The organism is Nocardia sp. NPDC050713 (genome assembly GCF_040654315.1).
Classification (GTDB): Bacteria; Actinomycetota; Actinomycetes; order Mycobacteriales; family Mycobacteriaceae; genus Nocardia.
In genome coordinates this window covers 182,364-205,054 of the sequence record NZ_JBFAHS010000011.1, presented here as the reverse complement: position 1 = coordinate 205,054, position 22,691 = coordinate 182,364, and the positions used below count along the sequence as shown (strand labels likewise).

The 22,691-nt window shown below is 70.5% G+C and carries 18 protein-coding genes; 11 read left to right on the top strand and 7 right to left on the bottom strand.

Annotated elements, in window-relative coordinates; genetic code table 11:
* The first annotated feature begins 15 nt into the window (after positions 1-15).
* From AB0H49_RS21330 to AB0H49_RS21320, 3 genes are read left to right on the top strand one after another with little or no spacing between them, the layout of a single operon-like run.
* Positions 16-717 carry a hypothetical protein gene (locus tag AB0H49_RS21330; RefSeq protein WP_354999306.1) on the top strand — a complete coding sequence of 234 codons (702 nt, stop codon included), beginning with the start codon at positions 16-18 and terminating at the stop codon, positions 715-717.
* Positions 717-1,883: a glutathionylspermidine synthase family protein gene (locus AB0H49_RS21325; protein WP_354999307.1), complete on the top strand. Its 1,167-nt coding sequence runs from the start codon at positions 717-719 to the stop codon at positions 1,881-1,883. Before AB0H49_RS21330 ends, AB0H49_RS21325 begins: the two co-directional genes overlap by 1 nt.
* Before the next feature lie 39 nt (positions 1,884-1,922).
* Positions 1,923-2,372, top strand: a complete 450-nt coding sequence (locus AB0H49_RS21320) for a DUF350 domain-containing protein (RefSeq protein WP_354999308.1) — start codon at positions 1,923-1,925, stop codon at positions 2,370-2,372.
* Between the two features lie 81 nt (positions 2,373-2,453).
* On the opposite strand, the gene AB0H49_RS21315 is transcribed toward AB0H49_RS21320, so the two are convergent.
* Entirely contained in the window at positions 2,454-3,080 is a 627-nt protein-coding gene (locus tag AB0H49_RS21315) for an MBL fold metallo-hydrolase (RefSeq protein ID WP_357253766.1), read from the bottom strand.
* Positions 3,077-4,162, bottom strand: a complete 1,086-nt coding sequence (locus AB0H49_RS21310) for an S-(hydroxymethyl)mycothiol dehydrogenase (RefSeq protein ID WP_354999310.1) — start codon at positions 4,160-4,162, stop codon at positions 3,077-3,079. The genes AB0H49_RS21315 and AB0H49_RS21310 overlap by 4 nt, the downstream gene beginning before the upstream one ends.
* 181 nt (positions 4,163-4,343) lie before the next feature.
* Between AB0H49_RS21310 and AB0H49_RS21305 the strand changes: the two genes are divergently transcribed.
* Positions 4,344-4,769, top strand: coding sequence for a DUF1707 domain-containing protein (locus AB0H49_RS21305; protein WP_357253764.1), 426 nt, complete (start codon positions 4,344-4,346; stop codon positions 4,767-4,769).
* Between the two features lie 167 nt (positions 4,770-4,936).
* Positions 4,937-5,884 carry a DUF4231 domain-containing protein gene (locus AB0H49_RS21300; protein ID WP_357253762.1) on the top strand — a complete coding sequence of 316 codons (948 nt, stop codon included), beginning with the start codon at positions 4,937-4,939 and terminating at the stop codon, positions 5,882-5,884.
* A 244-nt stretch (positions 5,885-6,128) separates the two neighbouring features.
* Here AB0H49_RS21300 and AB0H49_RS21295 read toward each other — a convergent pair whose 3' ends face one another.
* On the bottom strand, positions 6,129-7,583 hold the full coding sequence (locus AB0H49_RS21295) for a hypothetical protein (RefSeq protein WP_357253760.1): 1,455 nt from the start codon (positions 7,581-7,583) through the stop codon (positions 6,129-6,131).
* Between the two features lie 274 nt (positions 7,584-7,857).
* Between AB0H49_RS21295 and smc the strand changes: the two genes are divergently transcribed.
* Positions 7,858-11,472 carry a chromosome segregation protein SMC gene (gene smc / locus AB0H49_RS21290; protein ID WP_357253758.1) on the top strand — a complete coding sequence of 1,205 codons (3,615 nt, stop codon included), beginning with the start codon at positions 7,858-7,860 and terminating at the stop codon, positions 11,470-11,472.
* A 60-nt stretch (positions 11,473-11,532) separates the two neighbouring features.
* Here smc and AB0H49_RS21285 read toward each other — a convergent pair whose 3' ends face one another.
* From AB0H49_RS21285 to AB0H49_RS21275, 3 genes are all read right to left on the bottom strand, one after another.
* A complete protein-coding gene (locus tag AB0H49_RS21285) occupies positions 11,533-12,513 on the bottom strand; it encodes a nitroreductase family protein (RefSeq protein WP_357253756.1) in 981 nt (326 codons plus the stop codon).
* 241 nt (positions 12,514-12,754) lie between these two features.
* Positions 12,755-13,642 carry an MBL fold metallo-hydrolase gene (locus AB0H49_RS21280; RefSeq protein ID WP_357253754.1) on the bottom strand — a complete coding sequence of 296 codons (888 nt, stop codon included), beginning with the start codon at positions 13,640-13,642 and terminating at the stop codon, positions 12,755-12,757.
* A 136-nt stretch (positions 13,643-13,778) separates the two neighbouring features.
* Positions 13,779-14,675, bottom strand: a complete 897-nt coding sequence (locus tag AB0H49_RS21275) for an NmrA family NAD(P)-binding protein (RefSeq protein ID WP_357253752.1) — start codon at positions 14,673-14,675, stop codon at positions 13,779-13,781.
* Between the two features lie 109 nt (positions 14,676-14,784).
* Here AB0H49_RS21275 and AB0H49_RS21270 point away from each other — a divergent pair, with 109 nt between their 5' ends.
* Positions 14,785-15,570: a TetR family transcriptional regulator gene (locus AB0H49_RS21270; protein ID WP_357253750.1), complete on the top strand. Its 786-nt coding sequence runs from the start codon at positions 14,785-14,787 to the stop codon at positions 15,568-15,570.
* A gap of 269 nt (positions 15,571-15,839) precedes the next feature.
* Here AB0H49_RS21270 and AB0H49_RS21265 read toward each other — a convergent pair whose 3' ends face one another.
* Complete coding sequence (locus tag AB0H49_RS21265) at positions 15,840-16,229, bottom strand: DUF2237 domain-containing protein (RefSeq protein ID WP_019048221.1); 390 nt, start codon at positions 16,227-16,229, stop codon at positions 15,840-15,842.
* A 163-nt stretch (positions 16,230-16,392) separates the two neighbouring features.
* Here AB0H49_RS21265 and ftsY point away from each other — a divergent pair, with 163 nt between their 5' ends.
* The 4 genes from ftsY (at position 16,393) to AB0H49_RS21245 (ending at position 22,604) form a co-directional block, all read left to right on the top strand.
* On the top strand, positions 16,393-17,988 hold the full coding sequence (ftsY, locus tag AB0H49_RS21260; RefSeq protein WP_357253748.1) for a signal recognition particle-docking protein FtsY: 1,596 nt from the start codon (positions 16,393-16,395) through the stop codon (positions 17,986-17,988).
* A 440-nt stretch (positions 17,989-18,428) separates the two neighbouring features.
* On the top strand, positions 18,429-19,727 hold the full coding sequence (locus AB0H49_RS21255; protein WP_185757244.1) for an ammonium transporter: 1,299 nt from the start codon (positions 18,429-18,431) through the stop codon (positions 19,725-19,727).
* A gap of 4 nt (positions 19,728-19,731) precedes the next feature.
* Positions 19,732-20,070, top strand: coding sequence for a P-II family nitrogen regulator (locus AB0H49_RS21250; protein ID WP_040868325.1), 339 nt, complete (start codon positions 19,732-19,734; stop codon positions 20,068-20,070).
* Positions 20,071-20,153: 83 nt separating this feature from the next.
* A complete protein-coding gene (locus tag AB0H49_RS21245; protein ID WP_357253746.1) occupies positions 20,154-22,604 on the top strand; it encodes a [protein-PII] uridylyltransferase in 2,451 nt (816 codons plus the stop codon).
* Positions 22,605-22,691 lie beyond the last annotated feature (87 nt).

Below are 22,691 nucleotides of genomic sequence, written 5' to 3'. Positions count from 1 at the left end.
CATGGGGAGAGATCGGTGAGCACGCAGAACCCGGGCGACGGGGACCAGCGGCGTCCCGAGGAGCCCGCCGAGCAACCGGAGTGGACCACCCCTGAGCTGAACGTGCCGGAGCCGCCGGACCTGCCGGGGCCGAGTGAGCAGGGACCGCCGCCCGGTCCTCGACCGGGCCGTATTCACCGTCAGGAACCCGGCGTCACCCAGCCCCGCCCGCCGACCGTGGCCGAGGCGCGCGCCAGGGACAAGGCGCGCAAACGCGCCGCCGAGGCGCAGCGCGCGGCCGAAGCGGCGGCCGAGGCCAAGAAGCGGACCCGCAAGCGCGTGCTGATCGGCGGCGTCGCCATCGTCGGCGTCGCGGGTCTCGTCGGCGGCGGCTATCTGGCGTACCGGGCGCTCACCGCGCCCGACGAGGTCACCGCCTACTGCGTGAAGAACGAGAACGGCCAGGAGATCGTCGTCGAGGACAAGTACTGCACGCCCGGCACGACGGGCTTCGTCGACGACAGCGGCGGCGGCTCGCACGGCCACGCGGGCCCGATCATCATCTACGGCGGCGGCCCGCAGTACCGCTACTACTACGGCGGCAACAACACCGTCGGCAAGCCGCCCGTCGGCGGCTCCACGCTGAAACCCAAGGGGGCACAGATCACCACCAAGTCCGGCACCACCATCCAGCGCGGCGGACTGGGCAGCAAGAGCACCGGCGGCGGTGGTTCCTGATGCGTCGAGTCCGCGGCACGCCGCGCCAGGACTGGAAGCGGATCATCGAGGGGCAGGGCTTGGTCTACGGCGCCCCGGGCCGCGACGCCAGCGGCCAGCCGCGCCCGTACTGGGACGAGTCGGTGCACTACGAGTTCGACATGCCGGAGATCCTCGCGCTCGAGGCCGATGTCGAACTGCTGCACTCGATGTGCCTGAACGCCGTCGAGCACGTCGTGCTCACCGAGCGGTTCCGGGATTTCGGTCTGCCGGAATGGAGTTGGGAGCCGATCGCCGAATCCTGGCGTCGCGGTGACCCGCACGTGTACGGCCGCTTCGACCTGCGCTACGACGCGCGCCGCCCGGCGAAACTGCTGGAGTACAACGCCGATACGCCGACCTCGCTGCTGGAGGCGGCGATCGTGCAGTGGCACTGGCTGACCGCGCAGTATCCCGACGACGACCAGTGGAACTCGTTGCACGAGAAGCTGGTCGAGCGCTGGGGTGAGTTGCGCGACCAATTGCCCTCCCCGCAGCTGCATTTCACCTGGTCCTCCGCCGACGCCACCGGCGAGGACAACGTCACGACGGCCTACATGCAGGAGACCGCCGCCGAGGCGGGCTTCGACACCATCGCGCTGCCCATCGAGGAAGTCGGATTCGACACGGAGCTGGAGCGTTTCGTCGATCTGGCCGAGGCGCCGATCGAGTCCGTCTTCAAGCTCTACCCCTGGGAGTGGGTGCTCGACGACGATTTCGGCAAGCGCGTGGTGCAGAGCCTGCCGCAGACCATGTGGATCGAGCCGCTGTGGAAGACACTGCTCAGCAACAAGGCGATCCTGGCGATTCTGTGGGAGATGTATCCCGGGCATCCGAATCTGTTGCCCGCCTATCTCGACCAGCCCAACGAGCTCACCGAATACATTCGCAAACCGAAGCTCGGCCGTGAGGGCGCCAATATGACGATCGTCGGCGCGGGCTTGGAGACCGCCACCGGCGGCGTCTACGGCGCCGAGGGGTTCGTGTACCAATTGCTCGACCCGCTGCCGGAATTCGACGACATGCGGCCTGTGCTCGGCGCCTGGATCGTCGGCGACGCTTCCGCGGGCCTCGGCATCCGGGAGACCGCGGGACTGATCACCGACGACGCCGCGGCGTTCGTCCCGCACCGCATACCCACCGAATAGACCACTCACCCAGTAGGGACCACTTCCGGAAGGACCACGATGACCGCAGTCGCCCTCGAATCGGGGTACTGGAGCGCGCTCGGCGAAGGCGTAGGGGCGATCATCCTCTACGCGCTCGTCGGCCTCGCGCTGATGCTCGTCGGCTTCTACGCCATCGACCTGACCACCCCCGGCAAGCTGCGGGGGATGGTGGCCCAGGGCAAGCCCAACGCGATCATCGTCACGGCGGCGGGCATGCTGAGCATGGCGTTCATCGTGGTGCTCGCGATCTTCGCGGCGGGCGGCAAGCTCGCCGAGGGCCTGATCGCCGCGCTGGTGTTCGGTCTGGTCGGCATCATCGCCCAGGTGATCTCGGTGCGGGTCGTCGAGCGCGTGCTCGGCATCGACATCGGCACCGCGCTGCACGCGGAGAAGTTCACCACCGAGGTGCTCGTGGTGGCGGCCGCCCACTTCGCGCTCGGCCTGGTGGTCGCGGTCGCCATTCTCTGACCGATTCCAGCGCGGCGAGTCGTGCGGGCGACGGCGACCCGGCTCCGCGTCCGGTTCGCCCAGTGACCGACATCCGAGTCGCTAGTGCCCGCGGGCGATCCAGTCGGCCAGCGACGGCTTCTCCGCGCCGATGGTGGTGCCCTCGCCATGGCCGGTGTGCACCGTCGTCTCCTCGGGCAGCGTGAGCAGGCGGTCCCGGATGGAATCGATGATGGTGTCGAAGTCGGAGTAGGAGCGGCCGGTCGCGCCGGGGCCTCCGGCGAAGAGCGTGTCGCCGGTGCACAGCGCGTGCAGCTCCGGCAGGTAGAGGGAGACCGAGCCGGGCGAATGGCCCGGCGTGTGCAGGATCTCGATCTCGGTGCCAGCCACCGAGATTCGCGCCGTGTCGGCGAGCGAGCGGTAGTCGGCGTCCGGATGGGTCATCCGCCACAGCGGTTCGTCGCCGGGATGCAGCAGGACGGGCGCGTCCAGGCGCTCGGCGAGTTCCGGCGCGACGGTGACGTGGTCGTTGTGGCCGTGCGTGCACAGCACCGCGACGACGTGCCGCCCGCCGACCGCGCCGACGATGGCGTCGGCATCGTGCGCCGCGTCCACCACGAGCACCTCGCGGTCGTCGCCGACCAGCCAGACGTTGTTGTCGACCGCCCAGGTGCCGCCGTCCAGCGAGAAGGTGCCCGAGGTGACCACCCGGTCGATGCGCGCGCTCACCAGACCACCACCGAGCGCAGCACCTCGCCCGCGTGCATGGCGGCGAAGGCGCGCTCCACCTCGTCGAGCGCGATCCGCTCGGTGACGAAGCGGTCCAGCGGCAGCCTGCCCTGCCGGTACAGGTCGACGAGCATCGGGAAGTCGCGCTCCGGCAGGCAGTCGCCGTACCAGGAGGACTTCAGCGCGCCGCCGCGGGAGAACAGGTCGATCAGCGGCATCTCGATGGTCATGTCGGGGGTGGGGACGCCGACCAGCACGACGGTGCCCGCGAGATCGCGGCTGTAGAAGGCCTGTTTCCAGGTCTCCGGGCGGCCGACCGCGTCGATCACCACGTCGGCGCCGAAACCGTCGGTGAGTTCCTGGACGCGACTCACCACGTCCTCGGTACTGGCGTCGACGGTGTGGGTGGCGCCGAACTCCTTGGCCCAGGTCAGCTTTCGCGGGTCGCGGTCGATCGCGACGATGGTGCGGGCACCGGCCAGCCGGGCGCCCGCGATGGCGGCGTCGCCGACACCGCCGCAGCCGATCACCGCGACGGTGTCGCCGCGCGAGACGTTGCCGGTGTTCATGGCGGCGCCGATGCCCGCCATCACGCCGCAGCCGAGCAGGCCGGCGACGGCGGGGTCGGCCTCGGGATCGACCTTGGTGCACTGTCCTTCGTGCACCAGCGTCTTGTCGGCGAAGGCGCCGATGCCCAGCGCGGGGCTCAGTTCGGTGCCGTCGGTGAGCGTCATCTTCTTGCTCGCGTTGTGACTGGCGAAGCAGTACCAGGGGCGTCCGCGTTTGCACGCGCGGCACTCGCCGCAGACGGCGCGCCAGTTCAGCACCACGAAATCGCCGGGGGCCACGTGCGTGACCGCCGCGCCGACGGTTTCCACCACACCCGCCGCCTCGTGGCCGAGCAGGAACGGGAATTCGTCGTTGATGCCGCCCTCGCGGTAGTGCAGATCCGTGTGGCAGACGCCGCAGGACTGGACACGCACCACCACGTCGTGCGGACCGGGATCGGGGACGACCACGTCGACCAGTTCGACCGGAGCGCCGATGGCTCGGGCGATGACGCCGCGCACGGTTTCGGACACGAAATCCTCCTCGAAGCTCGCATGCCGCCGTCGGCACCCGATCCATCTTGCCGTGCCGCGCGCCGCGCGGGGAGGTGTCCGGTGAAGTCCGCGCCTGCCGAGGGTTGACATTCCACATTGGAGGGTGCAGGCTATGGGTAATATTCCACTGTGGAGGGTGGAATCGTCGATAGGAACTGGCATGGACATCTCGACCGGCACCCGCGCCTCCGATGCGGAACGCGACCAAGTCGTCCGGTTGCTCGGCAGGCACATGGCCGACGGTCGCCTCGACCTGGCCGAATACGATCAGCGGGTCGCGCGCGTCTACGGCACCACCACCCGCGACGACCTGCAACTGGTGCTCGCCGACCTGCCGAAGCTGACGAAAGAGTCCGCCGCGCAGCCGAAGTCGCGGCCGCGGATTCCGGTGTGGCAGCGCATCGAGGGCGGCAGCTGGCTCGGTGTCAGCATCCTGGTGCTGGTCATCTGGGCGGCCATCTCGATCGGCGTCGGCGAGTTCACCTACCCGTGGCCGGTCTGGGTCATCGGACCGTGGGGCGCGGTGCTTGCCTTCCGCATGCTCACCGGCTGGGAATCCGGCGGCGCCTGCAAGCGGGCGAGTTAGGCGACGTCCGCCTTCGCTCCGGCCGGGCGCGGTCTGCGGTCGGCCGGAGCCCACGAGGCGGCGGCCGCCCGAACCTGTCGCGGCAGGCCGAGTGCCACCCGGCCGATTTCCCGGACGGCGCCATCGCCGCAGGTGAGAATACGAGGCGTGCAGCCGAGTAGGCGATCGTGAGCGACGACGAGGCAGTCGCGGCGCTGTGGGCGCGGCGAATGCGCTGGGCTCGGGCCGCGGATACCGCGAAACGGCGTGCCGACCGCACCCGGGTCGCCGTCCTCTGCCTCAGCGGCCTGGGTGCGATCGCCACGGCGGCGACCGCGACCGTCCTGCGCACGTCGGGCCTTCCGCAACTCGTGGTCGCCGCCCTCGGTGCGGTCTGCCTCGCCCTGGCGACGTTCCTCACCGCGCATTTCCTGACCCCCGCCGAACTTCGTCGCTGGACCAGGGCCCGCGCCGTCGCGGAGAACATCAAACAGGTGATCTACCGGTTCCGGGCCGGGGCGCGCCCCTTTCGCGACGACGACGCCCTGCTCCGGCTGCACCGGGCCGTCGGTGAAATCGAGGAGTCCACTGACGATCTGCTGCCGTTTCTGACGTCGAACGGTGCCGACGCCGCCGCGCTCGCCGCCTCCAGGCCGCCCCCGGTGCTGACCCCCGACCAGTACGTGCGGGATCGGGTGCAGGGCCAGATCACCGGCTATTACGACCGCAGGGCCCGCGAATACGCCGCACGGGCGCGACGGTTGCGCGCGGCGGTCCTGCTGCTCGGCGTGGCGGCGACCGTGGTCGCCGCCATCGGAGCGGTCCTCGTCGGCGCCTCGTCCAGCTCGGGCCGAACCACCTGGGCCGCCAACCTCACGCCGTGGGTCGCCGTGCTGACGACGCTCGGCGCGGGAGTCGCCGGTTACCTGGCGGGCCGCCGCTACGAGTTCCTGGTGATGAGCTACTCCGCGACCGCCCGGCGGCTCGGGCAGCTGCTACGCGAGTGGCGAGCGGAGGGCTCACCCACCGACGAGCCACGCTGGACGACGTTCGTCGACGACTGCGAAACGGTGATCGCCCAGCAGAACGAGACCTGGGTGGCGAAATGGGCGGAGCCTCAGCACGACGGACGGTGAGCGTCGCGGCTCAGCCTGCGCCGAGTCGGCATCATCCGAGGTGGAGCGCGACTCGATACACCGGACGCGCCCGATCGGGGGCTGCTTACCGGACTCGGTGCTGTCGACGCGTCAGCGAGCCGTTCCGGCGGAGATCGCATCCAGCGGCGGGCGAGGACAAGAGCGTGTGAATCGCACCGCTCCGGAGCGCCGATCGGAAAAGCTCACGGGCCGCCCCATGGACGGTCGGTAGTGGCGAATGCGCTCATCGGTACCGGTGTGCACGGCGGCGCTCGAGGGGCGGGGGCGGGTAGCCGCGGTCGGGCGGTTCCGCGGAGTGCCTGCTGGTGGGCGCGTCATAGGCGGGCGTGTGGTGCGGTGGGGCGGCTCGGTCGGACGCGGCTTCGTAAGCGGCGGCCGCGGCGGGCATGCGCGGTACAGGGCGGTCCGGTGCGGACGGCGAAGCCGCCGCCGCCGGAGCACGTTTCGGTGTCGGATGGTGGTCGCGCGAGGGTCGGTCGGATGCGGGTTCGTCGGCTGGTCGCGGCGGTTCGTAGGACTGCCGGGCGCGCCCGGTGGTCGCGCGTTCGGCTGTGCGCTCGCGCCGAGGAAGGGCGGGGCGGTCGTCCACGGCTTCGGAGACCGCCGCGGCGCGGTGCGTTTCGGAAGCTTTTGCGGCCTGGCGAGTTTCGGCGACGTTTGTGCCGCGGTGCGTTTCGGAAGCCGTTGCGGCTCGGCGAGTATCGGAAGCTCTCGAGGCTCGGCGCGTTTCCGAAGCCTCAGCGGCTTGGCGAGTTTCGGCAACGGTGGTGGTGCGGCGGGTTTTGGAGCCGTTGGTGGCGCGACGTGATTCGGCAACGGTGGTGGCGCGGCGGGTTTCGGTAGCGGTTGCTCCGCGGCGGGAAACCGGTGTGGCGCGACGGGAGTCGGGAGTCTGCGCCGTCTGCTGGGTTTCCGACACCTCCCGGGGTGATCGCTCCCGCGACCTGGTGACGCTTGCTCTCGTGGCCACCGGCTCCCGACCGCTCGTCGACCGGGCGGACCGCTCCGGTACCTCGTCCTCGCCGCGGCCACCCGGCAGCGCCCTGGCGCTTTCGTTCTCGGGCAGGCGGCGCATGCCACGGAAGATCGGCAATTTGGTGGTGACGCGACTCGGGTGGTCGCCCTTCTCGCGGTAGGCGGCGGCGATACCGTGCGCGCGCAGCCAGGCGCCGGGGTCGTCCCGGATCTCCGGACGCGAGTCGAGGACGACGTCCTCCAGGAGGTCGATCAGATCGCTCTCGCTGTCGCCGCCGAGCGCGGCGCGGATGGCGGGGAAGACCGCAGGGCGGAAGGTCCAGGACCATTCGTGGCCGGGATGGGGTCCGTTGTAGTCGTGTCCGTGCAAGACCAGATTGCCCGACTTGGCGATGCGGGCACGCACCGTGCGCCCGTCGGACTCGATGCGGCACTCGCGCGGCGCTTCCGCCGGACCGGCGTCACGCGCGGGCTCGGGCGCCTCGGCTTCGTCGAGTTCTTCCGCGCGGGCGATCTCGAACCAGGCGACGACCATGGCGGCGGCGCCGAGCGCGGCCGCGATCGCCAGCTCGATCCAGACGTCGGTCGGTACGACCCGCCGCGTCCGCTCGCACGCGTGCAGGAACAGCAGACAGCCCACGACGAGCGCGGCGATCCGGGCAAGCCGGAGGGCCGTGCCGGTGTCGACCGAAGGTGCGCGCATCCGCTGATTGCTCCCGAACAAAGACATTGCCGCTGCCGAATCAGACAGGATCGTAAGGCCAGTAGGCCTCTGGCGGGAGATGAGCGGCCTCGAGCACATCGAAACGCGTGACATCGCGGGTCGGCTCGTCAACCTGTAGCGCACCGGTCGCGTCGGACCCTGCCCGCGCCGTGGTGCGCCGCCCGCCGACGAGCGATGCGGCGGCAGGCGGATACCATGGCTGGTCGCCCCGCGGGGATGTGTCCGACCACCGCGCACGGAAAGGTCGTCGAATTTGCACCTGAAGAGTCTGACGTTGAAGGGCTTCAAGTCCTTCGCGTCCGCGACGACGCTGCGCTTCGAACCCGGTATCACCTGTGTGGTCGGCCCGAACGGTTCCGGCAAGTCCAACGTCGTCGACGCGCTCACCTGGGTGATGGGCGAACAGGGTGCGAAGGCGTTGCGCGGCGGCAAGATGCAGGACGTCATCTTCGCGGGCACGGCGGGACGCGCCCCGCTCGGCCGCGCCGAGGTGACGCTGACCATCGACAACTCCGACGGCGCGCTGCCCATCGACTACGCGGAGGTGTCGATCACCCGGCGCATGTTCCGCGACGGCGCTGGCGAGTACGAGATCAACGGCAGCTCCTGCCGGTTGATGGACGTGCAGGAACTGCTGAGCGACTCCGGCATCGGCAGGGAGATGCACGTCATCGTCGGGCAGGGCCAGCTTTCCGCGATCCTGGAATCGCGGCCCGAGGACCGCCGCTCCTTCGTCGAAGAGGCCGCGGGCGTGCTGAAACACCGCAAGCGCAAGGAGAAGGCGGTCCGCAAGCTCGACGCGATGCAGGCCAATCTCGCGCGCCTGACCGACCTCACCACCGAACTGCGCCGCCAGCTCAAACCGCTCGGCAGGCAGGCCGAGGTGGCGCGGCGCGCGCAGACCGTGCAGGCCGACCTGCGCGACGCGCGCCTGCGGCTGGCGGCCGACGACCTGGTGACTCGCCGCGGTGAACTGGAGAGCCAGCAGAGCAAAGAGGCCTACGCCCGCGAACAGCAGATCACCGTGCAGAGCGAGCTGGACGCCGCGAACGCCGCGCTGGCGCAGCAGGAATTCCAGCTGTCCAAGCTCACGCCGAGCGCGGAGGCCGCGGCGCAGATCTGGTTCCAGCTCTCGGCGTTGGCCGAGCGGGTCAACGCGACCATCCGCATCGCGGGTGATCGGGCTCGTCATCTCGACACCGAGGCGCCCGTCGGCACCGGCCGCGACCCCGATCAGCTCGAGGCGGAGGCCGATCGCGTCGAAGCGGAGGAAGCCGAGCTGCGCGAGGCCGTCGAGATCGCGGTCGAGACCTTGGAAGCCGCCAGGGAGCAGCTGGCCGAGCGCGAGTACGCGGCGAAGGCCGCCGAGCAGGCGCACCTGGCCGCGGTCCGCGCGATCGCGGATCGGCGCGAGGGGCTGGCCCGGCTCTCCGGCAAGGTCGACACGTTGCGGACGAGGGCGCAGTCGGTGGACGCGGAGATCGCCCGCCTCTCGGTGGCGATCGCCGAGGCCAGGCACCGCGGCGAGGCCGCGCAGGCCGAATTCGACAGCGTGCAGGACGAACTCGGCGAACTCGACGCGGGCGAAGAAGGCCTCGACGCCCAGCACGAGCACGCCGTGCAGGCGCTGGAACTGGCCGATCAGCGCGTCACCGAACTGCGCGAACAGGATCGGGACGCGAGCAAGCGGGTGGCCTCGCTGTCCGCGCGCATCGAGGCGCTCGGCATGGGTCTGGCCCGCCGCGACGGCGCCGCCTGGCTGCTGGAGAACCGCGCCGACGGGCTGCTCGGTTCGCTGTCGGGATTGCTGCGCGTGCACACCGGATTCGAAGCGGCCGTCGCCGCGGCGCTCGGCCCGCTCGCCGACGCGGTGGCCGCGGAGACCGAGGATTGCGCGCAGGCGGCGGTGGCCGCGCTCAAGGAGGCCGACGGGGGCCGGGCCGCACTGGTCTTCGGCGCGGCGGAGGCGGCGCGCAAGTTTGGCGGCGCGCTGCCCGGTTCGGCGCGCTGGCTGGTCGAGGTGGTGGAATGCCCGGACTCCGTGCGGGCGGCCATCGGCGCGCTGACCGCGGGCATCGCGGTGGTCGACGATCTCGCGGCCGCGACCGAACTCGTCGCGGCCCGCCCCGAGCTGCGGGTGGTCACCCGCGACGGCGATCTCACCGGCACCGGCTGGCTGCTCGGCGGATCCGACCGCGCCCCGAGCCAGCTGGAGATCCAGGCCGACATCGACGCCGCGAAGACCGAACTGATCGCCGCGCAGCGGCACGCGGAGGAACTGGAGGCGGCGCTCTCCGGCGCGCTGGCCGAACAGGCCGATCGCAAGGAGTCCGTGGACCACGCGCTGCTCGCGCTGCACGAATCCGATCAGGCGCTGATGGCCATCTACGACCGTCTCGGCAGGCTCGGTCAAGCCGCCCGCGCCGCCCAGACCGACAGCGACCGGCTTGCCGCCCAGCGCACCGAGGCGGAATCCGCGCGGGAGGAGGCGCTGGGGTCGCTCGCCGAACTCGAGGACCGGCTGCGGCACGCCGAACTCGAACAGTCCGAGATCGACGCCGACGGCATCGGCGCCGCGGGCACCGAGTCCGCGGGCCGCGATCGCGAGGAGGCGGCGGCCGCGTTGGCCGAGGCCCGCTCCATGGAGGTCGAGGCGAGGCTCGCCGTGCGCACCGCCGAGGAACGCGCGGAATCGGTTCGCGGCAAGGCGGATTCGCTGCGCCGCGCGGCCCGCGCCGAACGCGAGACGCGGGCCCGCGCCGAACGCGCCCAGGCCGCGCGCCGCCAAGCCGCCGCGGTGGCCGCCGCCGTCGCGGAGTCGGGCGCGCGGGTGGCCGCGGAGCTGGAGAAGGTGGTGGCCGAGGCCAGCGCCCGCCGCGACGACCTCGTTCGCCGCCGCACCGAATGCGCGGCGCAGGTCGAGCAGGTCAAGGAGCGGGTGCGCGCGCTGAGCACCCAGCTGGCCCAGCTCACCGACGCGGTGCACCGCGACGAGGTGGCCAAGGCGCAGGCCGCGCTGCGGATCGAGCAGCTGGAGACGACCATCGCCGAACAGTTCGGCATCGCGCTGAACGACCTGATCGCGGAGTACGGCCCCGACGTGCCGCTGCCGCCGTCACCGCTGGAAATGGCGGAGTACGAGCAGGCCAAGGAGCGGGGCGAACAGGTCAGCGCACCGCAGCCGATGCCCTACGACCGGGCGAGCCAGGAGCGTCGCGCCAAACGCGCCGAGAAGGACCTGGCCACGCTCGGCAAGGTGAACCCGTTGGCGCTGGAGGAGTTCGCGGCCCTCGAAGAGCGCTACAACTTCCTGTCCACGCAGCTCGAGGACGTCAAGAACGCGCGCAAGGACCTGCTCGACGTGGTCGCCGAGGTGGACGCGCGCATCTTGCAGGTCTTCACCGAGGCCTACGCCGACGTGGAGCGCGAGTTCGTCCAGGTGTTCGCCAAGCTCTTCCCCGGGGGCGAGGGCAGGCTGCTGCTCACCGACCCGTCGGACATGCTCACCACCGGCATCGAGGTGGAGGCCCGCCCGCCGGGCAAGAAGGTCAAGCGCCTTTCGCTGCTGTCCGGCGGCGAGAAGTCGCTGACCGCGGTCGCGTTGCTGGTGGCCATCTTCCGCGCCCGGCCCTCGCCGTTCTATGTCATGGACGAGGTCGAGGCCGCGCTGGACGACACCAACCTGCGCAGGCTGATCGGGCTGTTCGAGCAGCTGCGGGAGAAGAGTCAGCTGATCGTGATCACGCACCAGAAGCCGACCATGGAGATCGCCGACGCGCTCTATGGCGTGAGCATGCGTGGCGACGGCATCACCCAGGTCATCTCGCAGCGACTTCGCGGCGAGAACCTCGCGCCCGCGTCGGCATGAGCATCTCCGCCCCCACTAGGTGATTCGCGGTTCGACGACTGCGGCGTCCGATAGCGCTGGTCAGGCCGAGATCCGGGCGTCGATCACCTCGTCGATCGAGCGGCGCGGGGTGAACGGCAGCGGGGCGACGCTGGTCGGCATGAAGCCGAGGCGGACCATCGCCTGCGGGTGGGCGCAGCCCTGCAGGACGTCGGCGCGGATGGCCGAGCGCAATTCGGCCATGCCGAGCGGTTCGGTCTGCAGGCAGCTGGCCATGCCGAGACTGGTCGCGGTGAGCAGCAACGCGCTGGCGGCCTCGCCCGCGCGCAGTGCGGAACGCTGGTCGTCCGCGGCGGTGCCGACCACCAGCCATTCGGAGCCGTCGTTCTCGAATGGGGTGTCGGCGAGTTCCGGCTCGAGGAAGACACGCTGCGGGACGTCGTCGTCGGGGCGCGGTCGCGGGGTGTTGGCGGCGGGGACGCCGTCCGCGGTGCCGTGTCTGCCGCTCCACGCGGCGAGTTCCGCGAGGTAGGCGCGATCGTGGGCGTGCCTGCCCGCCGCGGCGCGGGTCACGCGGCTGAGCGGCTTGCGCATCGGCGGCGGGACCACTCGCGCCACCGCGCCGAACGGCACCGCGCGCTCGGCGACCTGGCGCAGCCGGCCGAAGGGAACCCGGCGGTCGCAGTAGCGCCTGCGGTCGGATTGCCGGTGCAGAATGGCGGCGCCGAGGTCGATGTCGTCGCGGGACGGGCTGTCGACGCTGACCCTGACGCGGGCCAGGTGCTCGTGGTCGAGCGGATTCGGCAGGTAGTCCACCTCGGCGGACCAGCCGTGCAACGCGAGCGCGACGCGGAGGTGGTGCAGCGCCGCGCCGCAGCTGAGCAGCAGCGCACGGCCGGTCGGGTCGGTCGAGGGAAGTTGCCTGGTGGGATCGGCGTACAGGTCGACGGAACCTTCATCCAGTCGCCAGCGCCACGGTTGGGTGTTGTGCACCGACGGTGCGCGGACCGCCATCGCCACGGCGTTTTCGAAGTCTTCTGCGCTCGGTTGTCGATCGACCATTGAGTCGAATGATCCTCTCGGGTCGGCTGTGATCGGGCGTGTCGATATTTCCGGCCTGAATCAATTCTCGCAGTCTGAAACACTCGACATCCAGAAGAATTCTTCTTCGGGAGATATGTCACATCCGTATGGAAGTCGGCGGTCCCCCGGTGATCGCGAGCAGTCTGACCACTCCGGATTCCAGGTCGACGAACGGATCGTCACCCGACTGCCGGTCGTTGTACGCCCGTGCGTCTTCTTGTCACCGGATCCGATCCGGCGCGGGGAACCGGTGCGGTTGCCACATACGCCCGGCGGTGGCGGGGATGGCGCTGCCGAATTGGACGTCGGCGAAATGGCAGCCGTAGCCGAGGGTCCCGGGCACGGCGAGTTCCTCGACCAGGCCGTGCCGCACGTCGGCCGAGCACATCGGGTCGTGATCGGCCACGGCCGATAGCTCGGGGTGGGCGATCTGCAGGGACGAGTGCAGCGCGTCGCCGAACGCGACCAGCCGCTGACTGCCGGAACCGATGACGAAGCCCGTGTGCCCGGTGGTGTGCCCGGGCAGCGCCCGCACCCGCACACCGGGAAAGACCTCGTCACCGTCGGCTACGGTGCGGACCTGATGGGCGAACACGTCCAGCATCTCCGCGGTGGTGCCTGCCGCGGCGGCCAGCGCGCGATGGTGCCACTCGACCTCGGAGATCAGCACTCGGGCGTGCGCGAACGGCGGCCGGGTCGCACCCGGCGCCGCCTGCCACAGCCAGCCGAAATGGTCGGCGTGCAGGTGGGTGACGGCGACCGTCTCGATCTCGGCGGGCTCGCGGCCGACCTGGGCGAGGCTGTCCAGCAGCGCGCCGCCGCGCAGGACCCCGACACCGGTCCGAAAGGTGAGGGGACCGAAACCGGCGTCGATCAGCATCGCCCGTTCGCCGTATTCGATCAGCAGTCCGCCGACGCTGCCCACGAAGGCGTCGGCGTCGAGGTACTCGCGGTGGGTGTTCCAGAACCCGTCGGGCGCGGTGGGCAGCCAGGCGCGCGCGTTCATGGTGGTCAGTCCGTCGGGCAGGTAGGTCACGCGGAGCGGGCCGACATGCACGGTGCGGATCGGGGCGGGTTGGATCAAACGCTCGGCGACGGTGGTGGTCATCGCGACTCGGCTTTCACTGGCGTTCGGTGTGGAGGTGCTATGACTCTATCGGTGTTTCGGCGCCGTGTCGCCGCGAGCGGTCGATCGAATCTCGGTGCTGTAGAACGTTTCTCGCCCCAACAGGGGCGCTTGTCTTCTAAGTGTCGATCAGCGACCTGATCCGGTCGGCTCCGCCGGACGCGAGCCAGGTCTCGAGGCTTCGCAAGCCTGGGTGCAGTTCACGCAGCGCGGGAATGTCGGCGTGCCAGCCGCCGGTCTCCCTGGTCACCCGCCACACCGTGTGGATCTCGGGCCCGATCGCCGCGGCTTCGGCCTCGCTCACCTCTTCGTAGCGCACCTGGTGCCCGGTGGCCCGGGCGATCGCGGCGGCGGCGTCGACGGGAGTGATTGCCTCGCCTGCCAATTCGAGGAATTGGCCGTGGAAGCGGTCCGGGTCGGCGAAGGCAAGCGCCGCGAAGATCGCGACATCGTCGACCGCGATCATCTGCAACGGCCGCTCGGCCGGGAACAGGTGGCGGTGCACGCCGTCGGCGATGCCGTCCACCGGAGAACCCCGGAGCAGGTAGTTCTCCATGAATCGGACCGGGCGCAGCACGGTGTAGCGAAGACCGCCCGCGGCGACGGCCTGCTCGATGCGTTCTTTGCCGTGCGCACCCCACGCGCTGGCATCTCCCATCGAGGCGATGCCGGCGAAGACGACGTGGTCGACTCCGGCGGCGCGCGCCGCGTCGACCAGTGCGGTGCCGCGCTGGGCCTCCAGGTCGCCGTCCCAGCCGTCGGCGCGGTAAGTCGCTGGGGGAACAACGAATACGCCGCGTGCGCCGGTCGCGGCTTTCACCAGAGTATCCGGTGCGTCGAAGTCGCCGATCGCCAACTCCGCGCCCGCCTCGGCCAGTGCCCGGGCGGCCGGAGCGTCGGGGTCGCGCACCAGGGCGCGCACCGGAATACCGTCCGCGAGAAGTCGCCGGGCGGTCGCGCCGCCCTGCTTTCCGGTGCCGCCGGTGACGAGTATCGGGTCGTGCTGTGTGGACATGTTCGCCTTTTCTGCGTTCTCGATAGAATCGGGTCGCTCGACCCGTTTTCGGACGTTACGGGTGATTCGACCCGCTTCGCCAGGCGCTCGATGGAAGGTGCGTAACGAAATGGCGGTCTCCACCGGCTCCTCCACCCTCGCGGCGCGTGCCGACGCGCAACGCAACCGCGCCCTCGTGCTGGCCGCCGCGCAGCGGGCCTTCGCCGAACGCGGCGTCGCGGTGACGCTGGCCGAGGTCGCGCGCCGCGCGGGCGTCGGCGCGGGCACGGTCTACCGGCACTTCCCGACGAAAACCGATCTGCTGGAAGCGGTCATGCAACAGCGCGTCGACCGGCTGGCCCGGCTCGCCGCCGAGCGGGTCGGTGCGCGGGATCCCGGCGCGGCGTTCTTCGCGGTGTGCGCGGAGGTGGTGTCGACCACCCCGCGCAACCAGGCGCTCTGCGAGATGGTGCAGTCCGACGACGGCTGGCCGCGCACGCTGATGCGCAGTGCGGGTGAGCGTTTCCACCGCGCGCTCGATGCGCTGCTGCTCGCGGCGCAGCGGCAGGGTGCGGTCCGCGCCGACATCGCGGTGGCCGATGTACTCGACGTCTTCACCGGATGCGTTGCCATCCAACGCAATCGGCCTGCCGGTGCCGAGTTGGCGCCCGCGGTGGTCATCCTGCTCGACGCGCTGCGCGCCACGCCGAGCGCTGCGGGCGTAACGAAATTCGGCCCCGCTCGGAAGTCGCGTGACGAAACAGATGCTCGTAACGAAACGGAGGCCAGTCCGCGCTGCCCGGTCTGCGGGACGGCACTGGCCGTGCCCGGGGCCGGACGCCCGCGCCGCTATTGCTCGGCGGCTTGTCGGCAGAAGGCGCACCGTTCCCGCGCCGCCGCACGCGCCATCGGCTGAACGGCCGTGGCGTCGCGTCCGGGCGGATCTGTGGGTTCGAGGGCTGTTCCTATAGGCGCCCACACGCTGATCACCCCTACCCCCGTGCGGCCACCCGTCGGCCACGAGAGCGGCCGGGCGAGTCGTGTTCGATGCGGCTATCCGGGCGGTGTCACCGGCACGACGGCGGCGAGGACGTCATCGATGGTCCTTCTGTGCCGGTGGTCGGCGCGGCGAGATCCCAGGGCGGGAACGAGACCGCCGGATGATTCGGTGGGGGCGTGTGACCGCTACAACAGGTCGCTCACGTCGTCGGGGACGTCGACGGCGTACTTGCGCAGGATGTCCATGGAGATCACTTCCAGGGCGTTCTCGTGGGTGGCCGCGAGCACGACGGGCGCGGCGACGCCGTCCTCGTGAGCGTGCAACCAGCGCACCGCGACCACGCACCACCGGTCGCCCGGCTGCAGTCCGGGAAAGTTGTTCTCCGGGCGCGGCGTACTCAGGTCGTTGCCGATGGACGCCTGATGTTCGAGGAACTCGGCCGTGACGACGGTGCACACGGTGTGGCTACCCAGATCCTCTGGCCCGGTGCTGCAGCAGCCGTCCCGGTAGAAACCGGTCAGAGGATCGGTGCCGCACTCTTCCAGCGGCCCCCCAAGCACGTTTCGATCGGTCACGTCGCCGATCCTATTGTCAGTTCGCGAGAAGTTCCGCAGGACAAGAAATCTCGGGGGCTGTGTCCGGGCTCCGCGCGTGGCGTGCTATGTGCACGTCCTTTCGCGCACCGCGGCCGAGCGACCCTATCCAGCGGCGATGCGGAGTTCTGCAAGGATGGTCGGCGTGAGTTCCGAAGCCTGGATTCTGATAGCCGCGGTCGCCGCCCTGCTCGTGGTGGCGTTCGTCGCCGGATTCGTCTTGTACAAGCGCCGCCGCGTCTCGATCACGGCGCCGAAGCCGGAGAAGGAGCTGACCGACCGGTCGGGCGGTTACACGGCGGCGGGCGGATTCAGCTTCAGTCAGGGCGGCGCGGCCACCGCGACACGCCCGGAACCGACCCTGGAGCGAACCGATACCGAAGGGCAACCGCACGTCGGCGACGACGCGGCCGTTCCGCGCGACGCGCCGCGGCGCGGCATCACCAACGTGCCGCTACCGGACGGCGATGTTCTCACCCAGCCCGAGGGGCCGACCACCGCGCCGGTCGAACCGGAACAGGCGGACGCGACGGAGGCTCCCGCCGCGACGGAGACCGAATCGCAAGCAGCCGATACGCAGGCCCCGGCCGACACGCAGTCGCCCGTCGACACACAGGCACCTGCGGACACACAGGCCCCAGCGGACGCAGAAGTTCCGACCGACACACAACCAACCGAGCAGGCCCCGGTCGAGCAGCCGGTCGCCCCGACGGCCGAGCCGAAGACTCCGGTCGACCAGCCGCCGTCCGACACCGAGCCCGCCACGACGGTGCCCGACACCGCGGCCGCCGCGGAGACCGCACCCGCGCTCGAGGAGATCGAACCGACCGCGGGCCGCCTGGTCCGTCTCCGCGGCCGCCTGTCCCGCTCGCAGAACGCGGTCGGCAAGAGCCTGCTCGGCCTGCTCGGCGGCGGTGACCTGGACGAGGACTCCTGGGAGGAGATCGAGGACACCCTGGTCCTCGCCGATCTCGGCACCGCGAGCACCACCGCCGTCGTCGCCCGCTTGCGCGAGGAACTGGCCGCGCGCAGCGTGCGCACCACCGACCAGGCCCGGGCCGTGCTGCGCGACGTGCTCGTCGAGGCGCTGCGCCCCGAACTGGACCGTTCCATCCGTGCGCTGCCGCACGCGGACCATCCGTCGATCCTGCTGGTCGTCGGTGTCAACGGGACCGGAAAGACGACGACCACCGGCAAGCTGGCCAGGGTCCTGGTCGCCGACGGCCGCCGCGTGCTGCTCGGCGCGGCCGACACCTTCCGTGCCGCGGCCGCCGACCAGTTGCAGACCTGGGGCGAGCGGGTCGGTGCGGAGACGGTGCGCGGCAAGGAGGGCGCCGACCCGGCCGCGGTCGCGTTCGACGCGGTCAGCGCGGGCATCGAGCGCGGCGTCGACGCGGTGCTCGTGGACACCGCGGGCCGCCTGCACACCAAGACCGGCCTGATGGACGAGCTGGGCAAGGTCAAGCGCGTGGTGGAGAAGAAGGCCGAGGTCGACGAGGTCCTGCTGGTGCTGGACGCCACCGTCGGGCAGAACGGCCTGATGCAGGCGCGGGTGTTCGCCGAGGTCGTCGACATCAGCGGCGTGGTGCTCACCAAGCTGGACGGCACGGCCAAGGGCGGCATCGTCTTCCAGGTGCAGCACGAACTGGGTGTCCCGGTGAAACTGGTCGGTCTCGGCGAGGGCGCGGACGATCTGGCCCCGTTCGAGCCCGGCGCCTTCGTGGACGCTCTGCTCGGCTGAGCCGAGGAGTCGTTCGACGGCCGAGCGGACCACCCGCTCGGCCGTTCCTCGTTTGCGAATCGATAGCGGACGATCTCGACTCGGGGGCCGCCTCGGCGTTCTTTCGCGAGACTTCCGCCCGCGCCCTCGAGACTTCCGACGCGACGGTCGGTGAACGGAAAGTTTGCGGCGCTGAACTCGCCGGTAACCCCTCCTCGCGGCGCGTCGAAACAAAGCTCACAACGACCCGCAAACATGTGGTGTACATCGCGAAACGTGGAAGCAACACAACCGCGCTATCCGTTCACCCAGGTGAAACACGACAGCTCAACGGATGAAACACCGAATGGCGACCCTTCTGTGCAGGTCCATTTGCCGAAGGCGGCTGGGCCCGAGATGAGGAGGACTTCAAGGTGGCATTTCCCGTAATCGGCGCGCCGGACGCCGGTGACACCGCATGGATGCTGGCGAGTTCAGCACTCGTGCTTTTGATGACACCCGGACTCGCGTTCTTCTACGGCGGCATGGTCCGCAGCAAGAACGTGCTGAACATGATCATGATGAGCATCAGCGCCATGGGATTGGTAACCATCCTGTGGGCGCTGTACGGCTTCTCCATGACCTTCGGTGAGGACAAGGCGAACCTCATCGGCGACCCGGGGCAGTATTTCGGTCTGAAGAGCGTTTTCGGCGGTAGCTACCTTGCCTCCACCGATCCGGCGGCCCCGGCCGCGATTCCGTTGAACGGAACCATTCCGCTGTCGGTGTTCGTTGCGTTCCAGTTGATGTTCGCGATCATCACCGTCGCACTCATCTCGGGCGCGGTCGCCGACCGCCTCAAGTTCGGCTCCTGGCTGCTGTTCGCCGGTATCTGGGTCACCGTGGTGTACTTCCCGGTCGCGCACTGGGTCTTCGCCTTCGACGGCTACACCGGTGAAGAGGGCGGCTGGATCGCCAACAACCTCAAGGCCATCGACTTCGCCGGTGGCACCGCGGTCCACATCAACGCCGGCGCCGCCGGTCTGGTGCTCGCCCTGATCCTCGGCAAGCGCAAGGGTTGGCCGCAGACGCCGTTCCGTCCGCACAACCTGCCGTTCGTGATGCTCGGCGCCGGTCTGCTGTGGTTCGGCTGGTACGGCTTCAACGCCGGTTCGGCCGTCGGCTCCAACGGCATCGCGGGCGCCACCTTCCTGACCACCACCATCGCCACCGCCGCCGCCATGCTGGCCTGGCTCCTGGTGGAGAAGATCCGCGACGGCCACCCCACCTCGCTGGGCGCCGCCTCGGGCATCGTCGCCGGTCTGGTCGCGATCACCCCGGCCTGTTCCTCGGTGAACGTCGTCGGCGCGCTGGCCATCGGCATCGTCGCGGGTGCGCTGTGCGCCCTCGCGGTCGGCCTCAAGTTCAAGTTCGGCTTCGACGACTCGCTCGACGTGGTCGGCGTGCACCTGGTCGGTGGTCTGGTCGGCACGCTGATGGTCGGCCTGGTCGCCGCGCCCGAAGCTCCGGCGGCTGTCGAAGGCTTGTTCTACGGTGGTGGGATCGAGCAGTTGAAGCTGCAGGCTGTCGGTGCGTTCACCGTGCTTGCGTTCTCCCTGGTCGCGACCGCGGTGATCGCTTACATCGTGAAGTTCACGATCGGTCTGCGCGCTACGGACGAGGGCGAGTCGGTGGGCCTGGACGAGTCCGAGCACGCGGAAACCGCATACGATTTCGCTGCTGTGGGTGGCACGGCACGCTCGCTCGTCAAGGAGGCATGACGACATGAAACTGATCACCGCAATCGTCAAACCGTTCACGCTCGAGGACGTCAAGTCCGGGCTGGAGCAGGCGGGCGTGCTCGGCATGACCGTCAGCGAGGTGCAGGGCTACGGGCGGCAGAAGGGCCACACCGAGGTCTACCGCGGTGCCGAGTACTCGGTCGACTTCGTGCCGAAGGTGCGGGTCGAGGTCGTCGTGGACGACGCGTCGGTCGACAAGGTCGTCGAGGTGATCGTCGAGGCCTCCCGCACCGGCAAGATCGGTGACGGCAAGGTCTGGGTGACCCCGGTGGAGTCGATCATCCGCGTACGGACCGGCGAACGCGGTACCGACGCGCTGTAAGCGAACACTGATGAGCGGCGGCCCCGCTCCCACCGGAAAGCCCGGTCGGGGCGGGGCCGCACGCATCGAACGGGCGGTGGGTTGTGGGTAGCAGTAGCGGAAACGGCAAGCAGGGCAACGGCGAACGGGTCTCCAACGGGGCCGCCGATCTGGTCGCGGCGCGCAACCAGCTGCTCGACGGCGGGGTGCCGCGCAATCCGCGGTTGGACGCCGAGTCCCTCCGGTCGGCGCTGGTCGACCTCTTCGAACTGTGGCTCACCAGCAAGGGCGCCGAACTCGGCATCACCGCCGACAGCGGCCTCGCGGTGGTGGCCGTGGGCGGGCTCGGGCGCAGGGAGATGCTGCCGTACTCGGATCTGGATCTGGTGCTGTTGCACGACGACGTGGACCCGGCCCGGGTGGCCGAGGTCGCCGACCAGCTCTGGTACCCGCTCTGGGACGCCCACATCAAACTCGACCACAGCGTGCGCACCGTCCCCCAGGCGCTGCGGGTCGCCAACGACGATCTGATCGCGGCACTCGGCATGCTCGAGGCGCGGCACATCGTCGGCGACGTGGAGTTGAGCAACCTGCTGATCGGCGGCGTGCGCCGCGAGTGGCGCACCGGAATCCGAAACCGGTTCGACGACTTGATCGCCCAGGCGCACGCCCGCTGGCAGCGCAGCGGCGAGATCGCGCACCGCGCCGAGCCCGACCTCAAGAACGGGCGCGGCGGCCTGCGCGATATCCAGCTGCTCGACGCGCTGGCCGTCGCCCAGCTGACCGACGCCATGCCGGGGCTCGGTCCCGAGGTGCCCGGTGGCGGCGTCAAGCAGGCACAGCGGCGTTTGCTGGATGTTCGCACGGAGCTGCATCGGGTCGCGGGACGGTCCCGCGATCAGTTGCGCGCGCAGGACGCCGACGAGATCGGCGCGGCGCTGCGGATCGGCGATCGTTTCGATCTCGCGCGCACGCTCAGCGATTCGGCTCGGACGGTCAGCTACTCCGTCGACGTCGGACTGCGGACCGCGGCCAACGCGCTGCCACGCCGCGGACTCGCTCGGCTGCGCCGGATGCCCGTGCGACGACCACTCGATGAGGGGGTGGTCGAACACGCGGGCGAGGTGGTGCTGGCCAGGGACGCGCGGCCGCAGCGCGATCCCGGGCTCATCCTGCGGGTGGCGGCGGCGTCGGCGCAGACCGGGCTGCCGATGTCGGCCACCACGCTGAACCGCCTGTCCGAGGACGCGCCGGAACTGCGCGAGCCGTGGCCCAAGGACGCGCTCAACGATCTGCTCGTGCTGCTCGGCGCCGGTCGTGGCGCCATCGACGCGATCGAGGCGCTCGATCGCACCGGGCTGTGGGGCAGGCTGCTTCCGGAATGGGGCGCGGTGCGCGATCTGCCGCCGCGCGACGCACTGCACACCTGGACCGTCGACCGTCATCTGATGGAGACGGTGGCCTACGCGAGCGCGCTCAGCACTCGCGTAGCCCGCCCGGACCTGCTCCTGCTCGGCGCACTGCTGCACGACATCGGCAAGGGCCGCGCGGGCGATCACAGCGTGGTCGGCGCCGAACTGGCCACCCACATCGGCCGCAGGCTCGGGCTGTGGCCCTCCGACGTGCGCACGCTGAGCGCCGTCGTGCGCCACCACCTGCTGCTCCCGGACACCGCGACCCGTCGCGACCTCGCGGACCCGGACACGGTGCGGTTCGTGGTCGACGCGCTCGACGGCGACGCGCAGCTGCTGGAACTGCTGCACACCCTGGCCGAGGCCGATTCGCTGGCCACCGGCCCCGGCGTCTGGGGCGACTGGAAGGCCTCGCTCATCGGTGACCTGGTGCGACGCTGCCGCACGGTGATGGCGGGCTACGAACTGCCGACGCCCGAGCCCATCGCGCCGGAACTGCTGGCCAAGGCCGCGGCGGGCGGCGTGCACGTCGACCTGAAGCCGGGCGAGGGCAAGTTCACCTACGTGGCCACGGTGATCGCGCCGGACGCGCCGGGCCTGCTCTCGGACGCCGCGGGCGTGCTCGCGCTGCATTCGCTCCGGGTCCTCTCCGCGGCACTCGGCGGCGAGGGCTCCTCGGCCGTCAACACCTTCGTCGTCTCGCCGAAATTCGGCGACCCGCCGGACGCCGGTTTGCTGCGCCAGGAGCTGATCAGGGCCATCGCCGGGGATCTCGATCTGCCCGCGCTGCTCGCCAAGCGCGAACGCGAAGCGACCGGAGCGGGCCCGAGTCCCTACGCTCGGGCCCAGCCGCGGCTGATCTGGTCGTCGACCGCGACGCCCGGGCAGGTGATCCTCGAACTGCGCGCCGAGGACCGCGTCGGCCTGCTCAGCCGGTTGGCCGCCGCGTTCGCGGGCTGCGGCGCGGACGTGCGCTGGGCGAAGGTGGTGACCATGGGTTCGGCCGTGGTCGACGCGTTCTGCCTGGAGCTCGGCGCCGAGGACGGGCCGCAACGCCGCGACGCCATCGAGAAGGCCGTGCTGGACGTGGTGCCGCGCCCCGCGCCGAAGAACACCGAGGACGCCGATTCGTCCGTTTCCTGACCCTCGACAGCCCGCGCCGCGATGCGAACCGCGGCGTTGCACGCGATTTGCTGGAACTTCTCTCCGCGGGGGCGGGTGACCCCTACT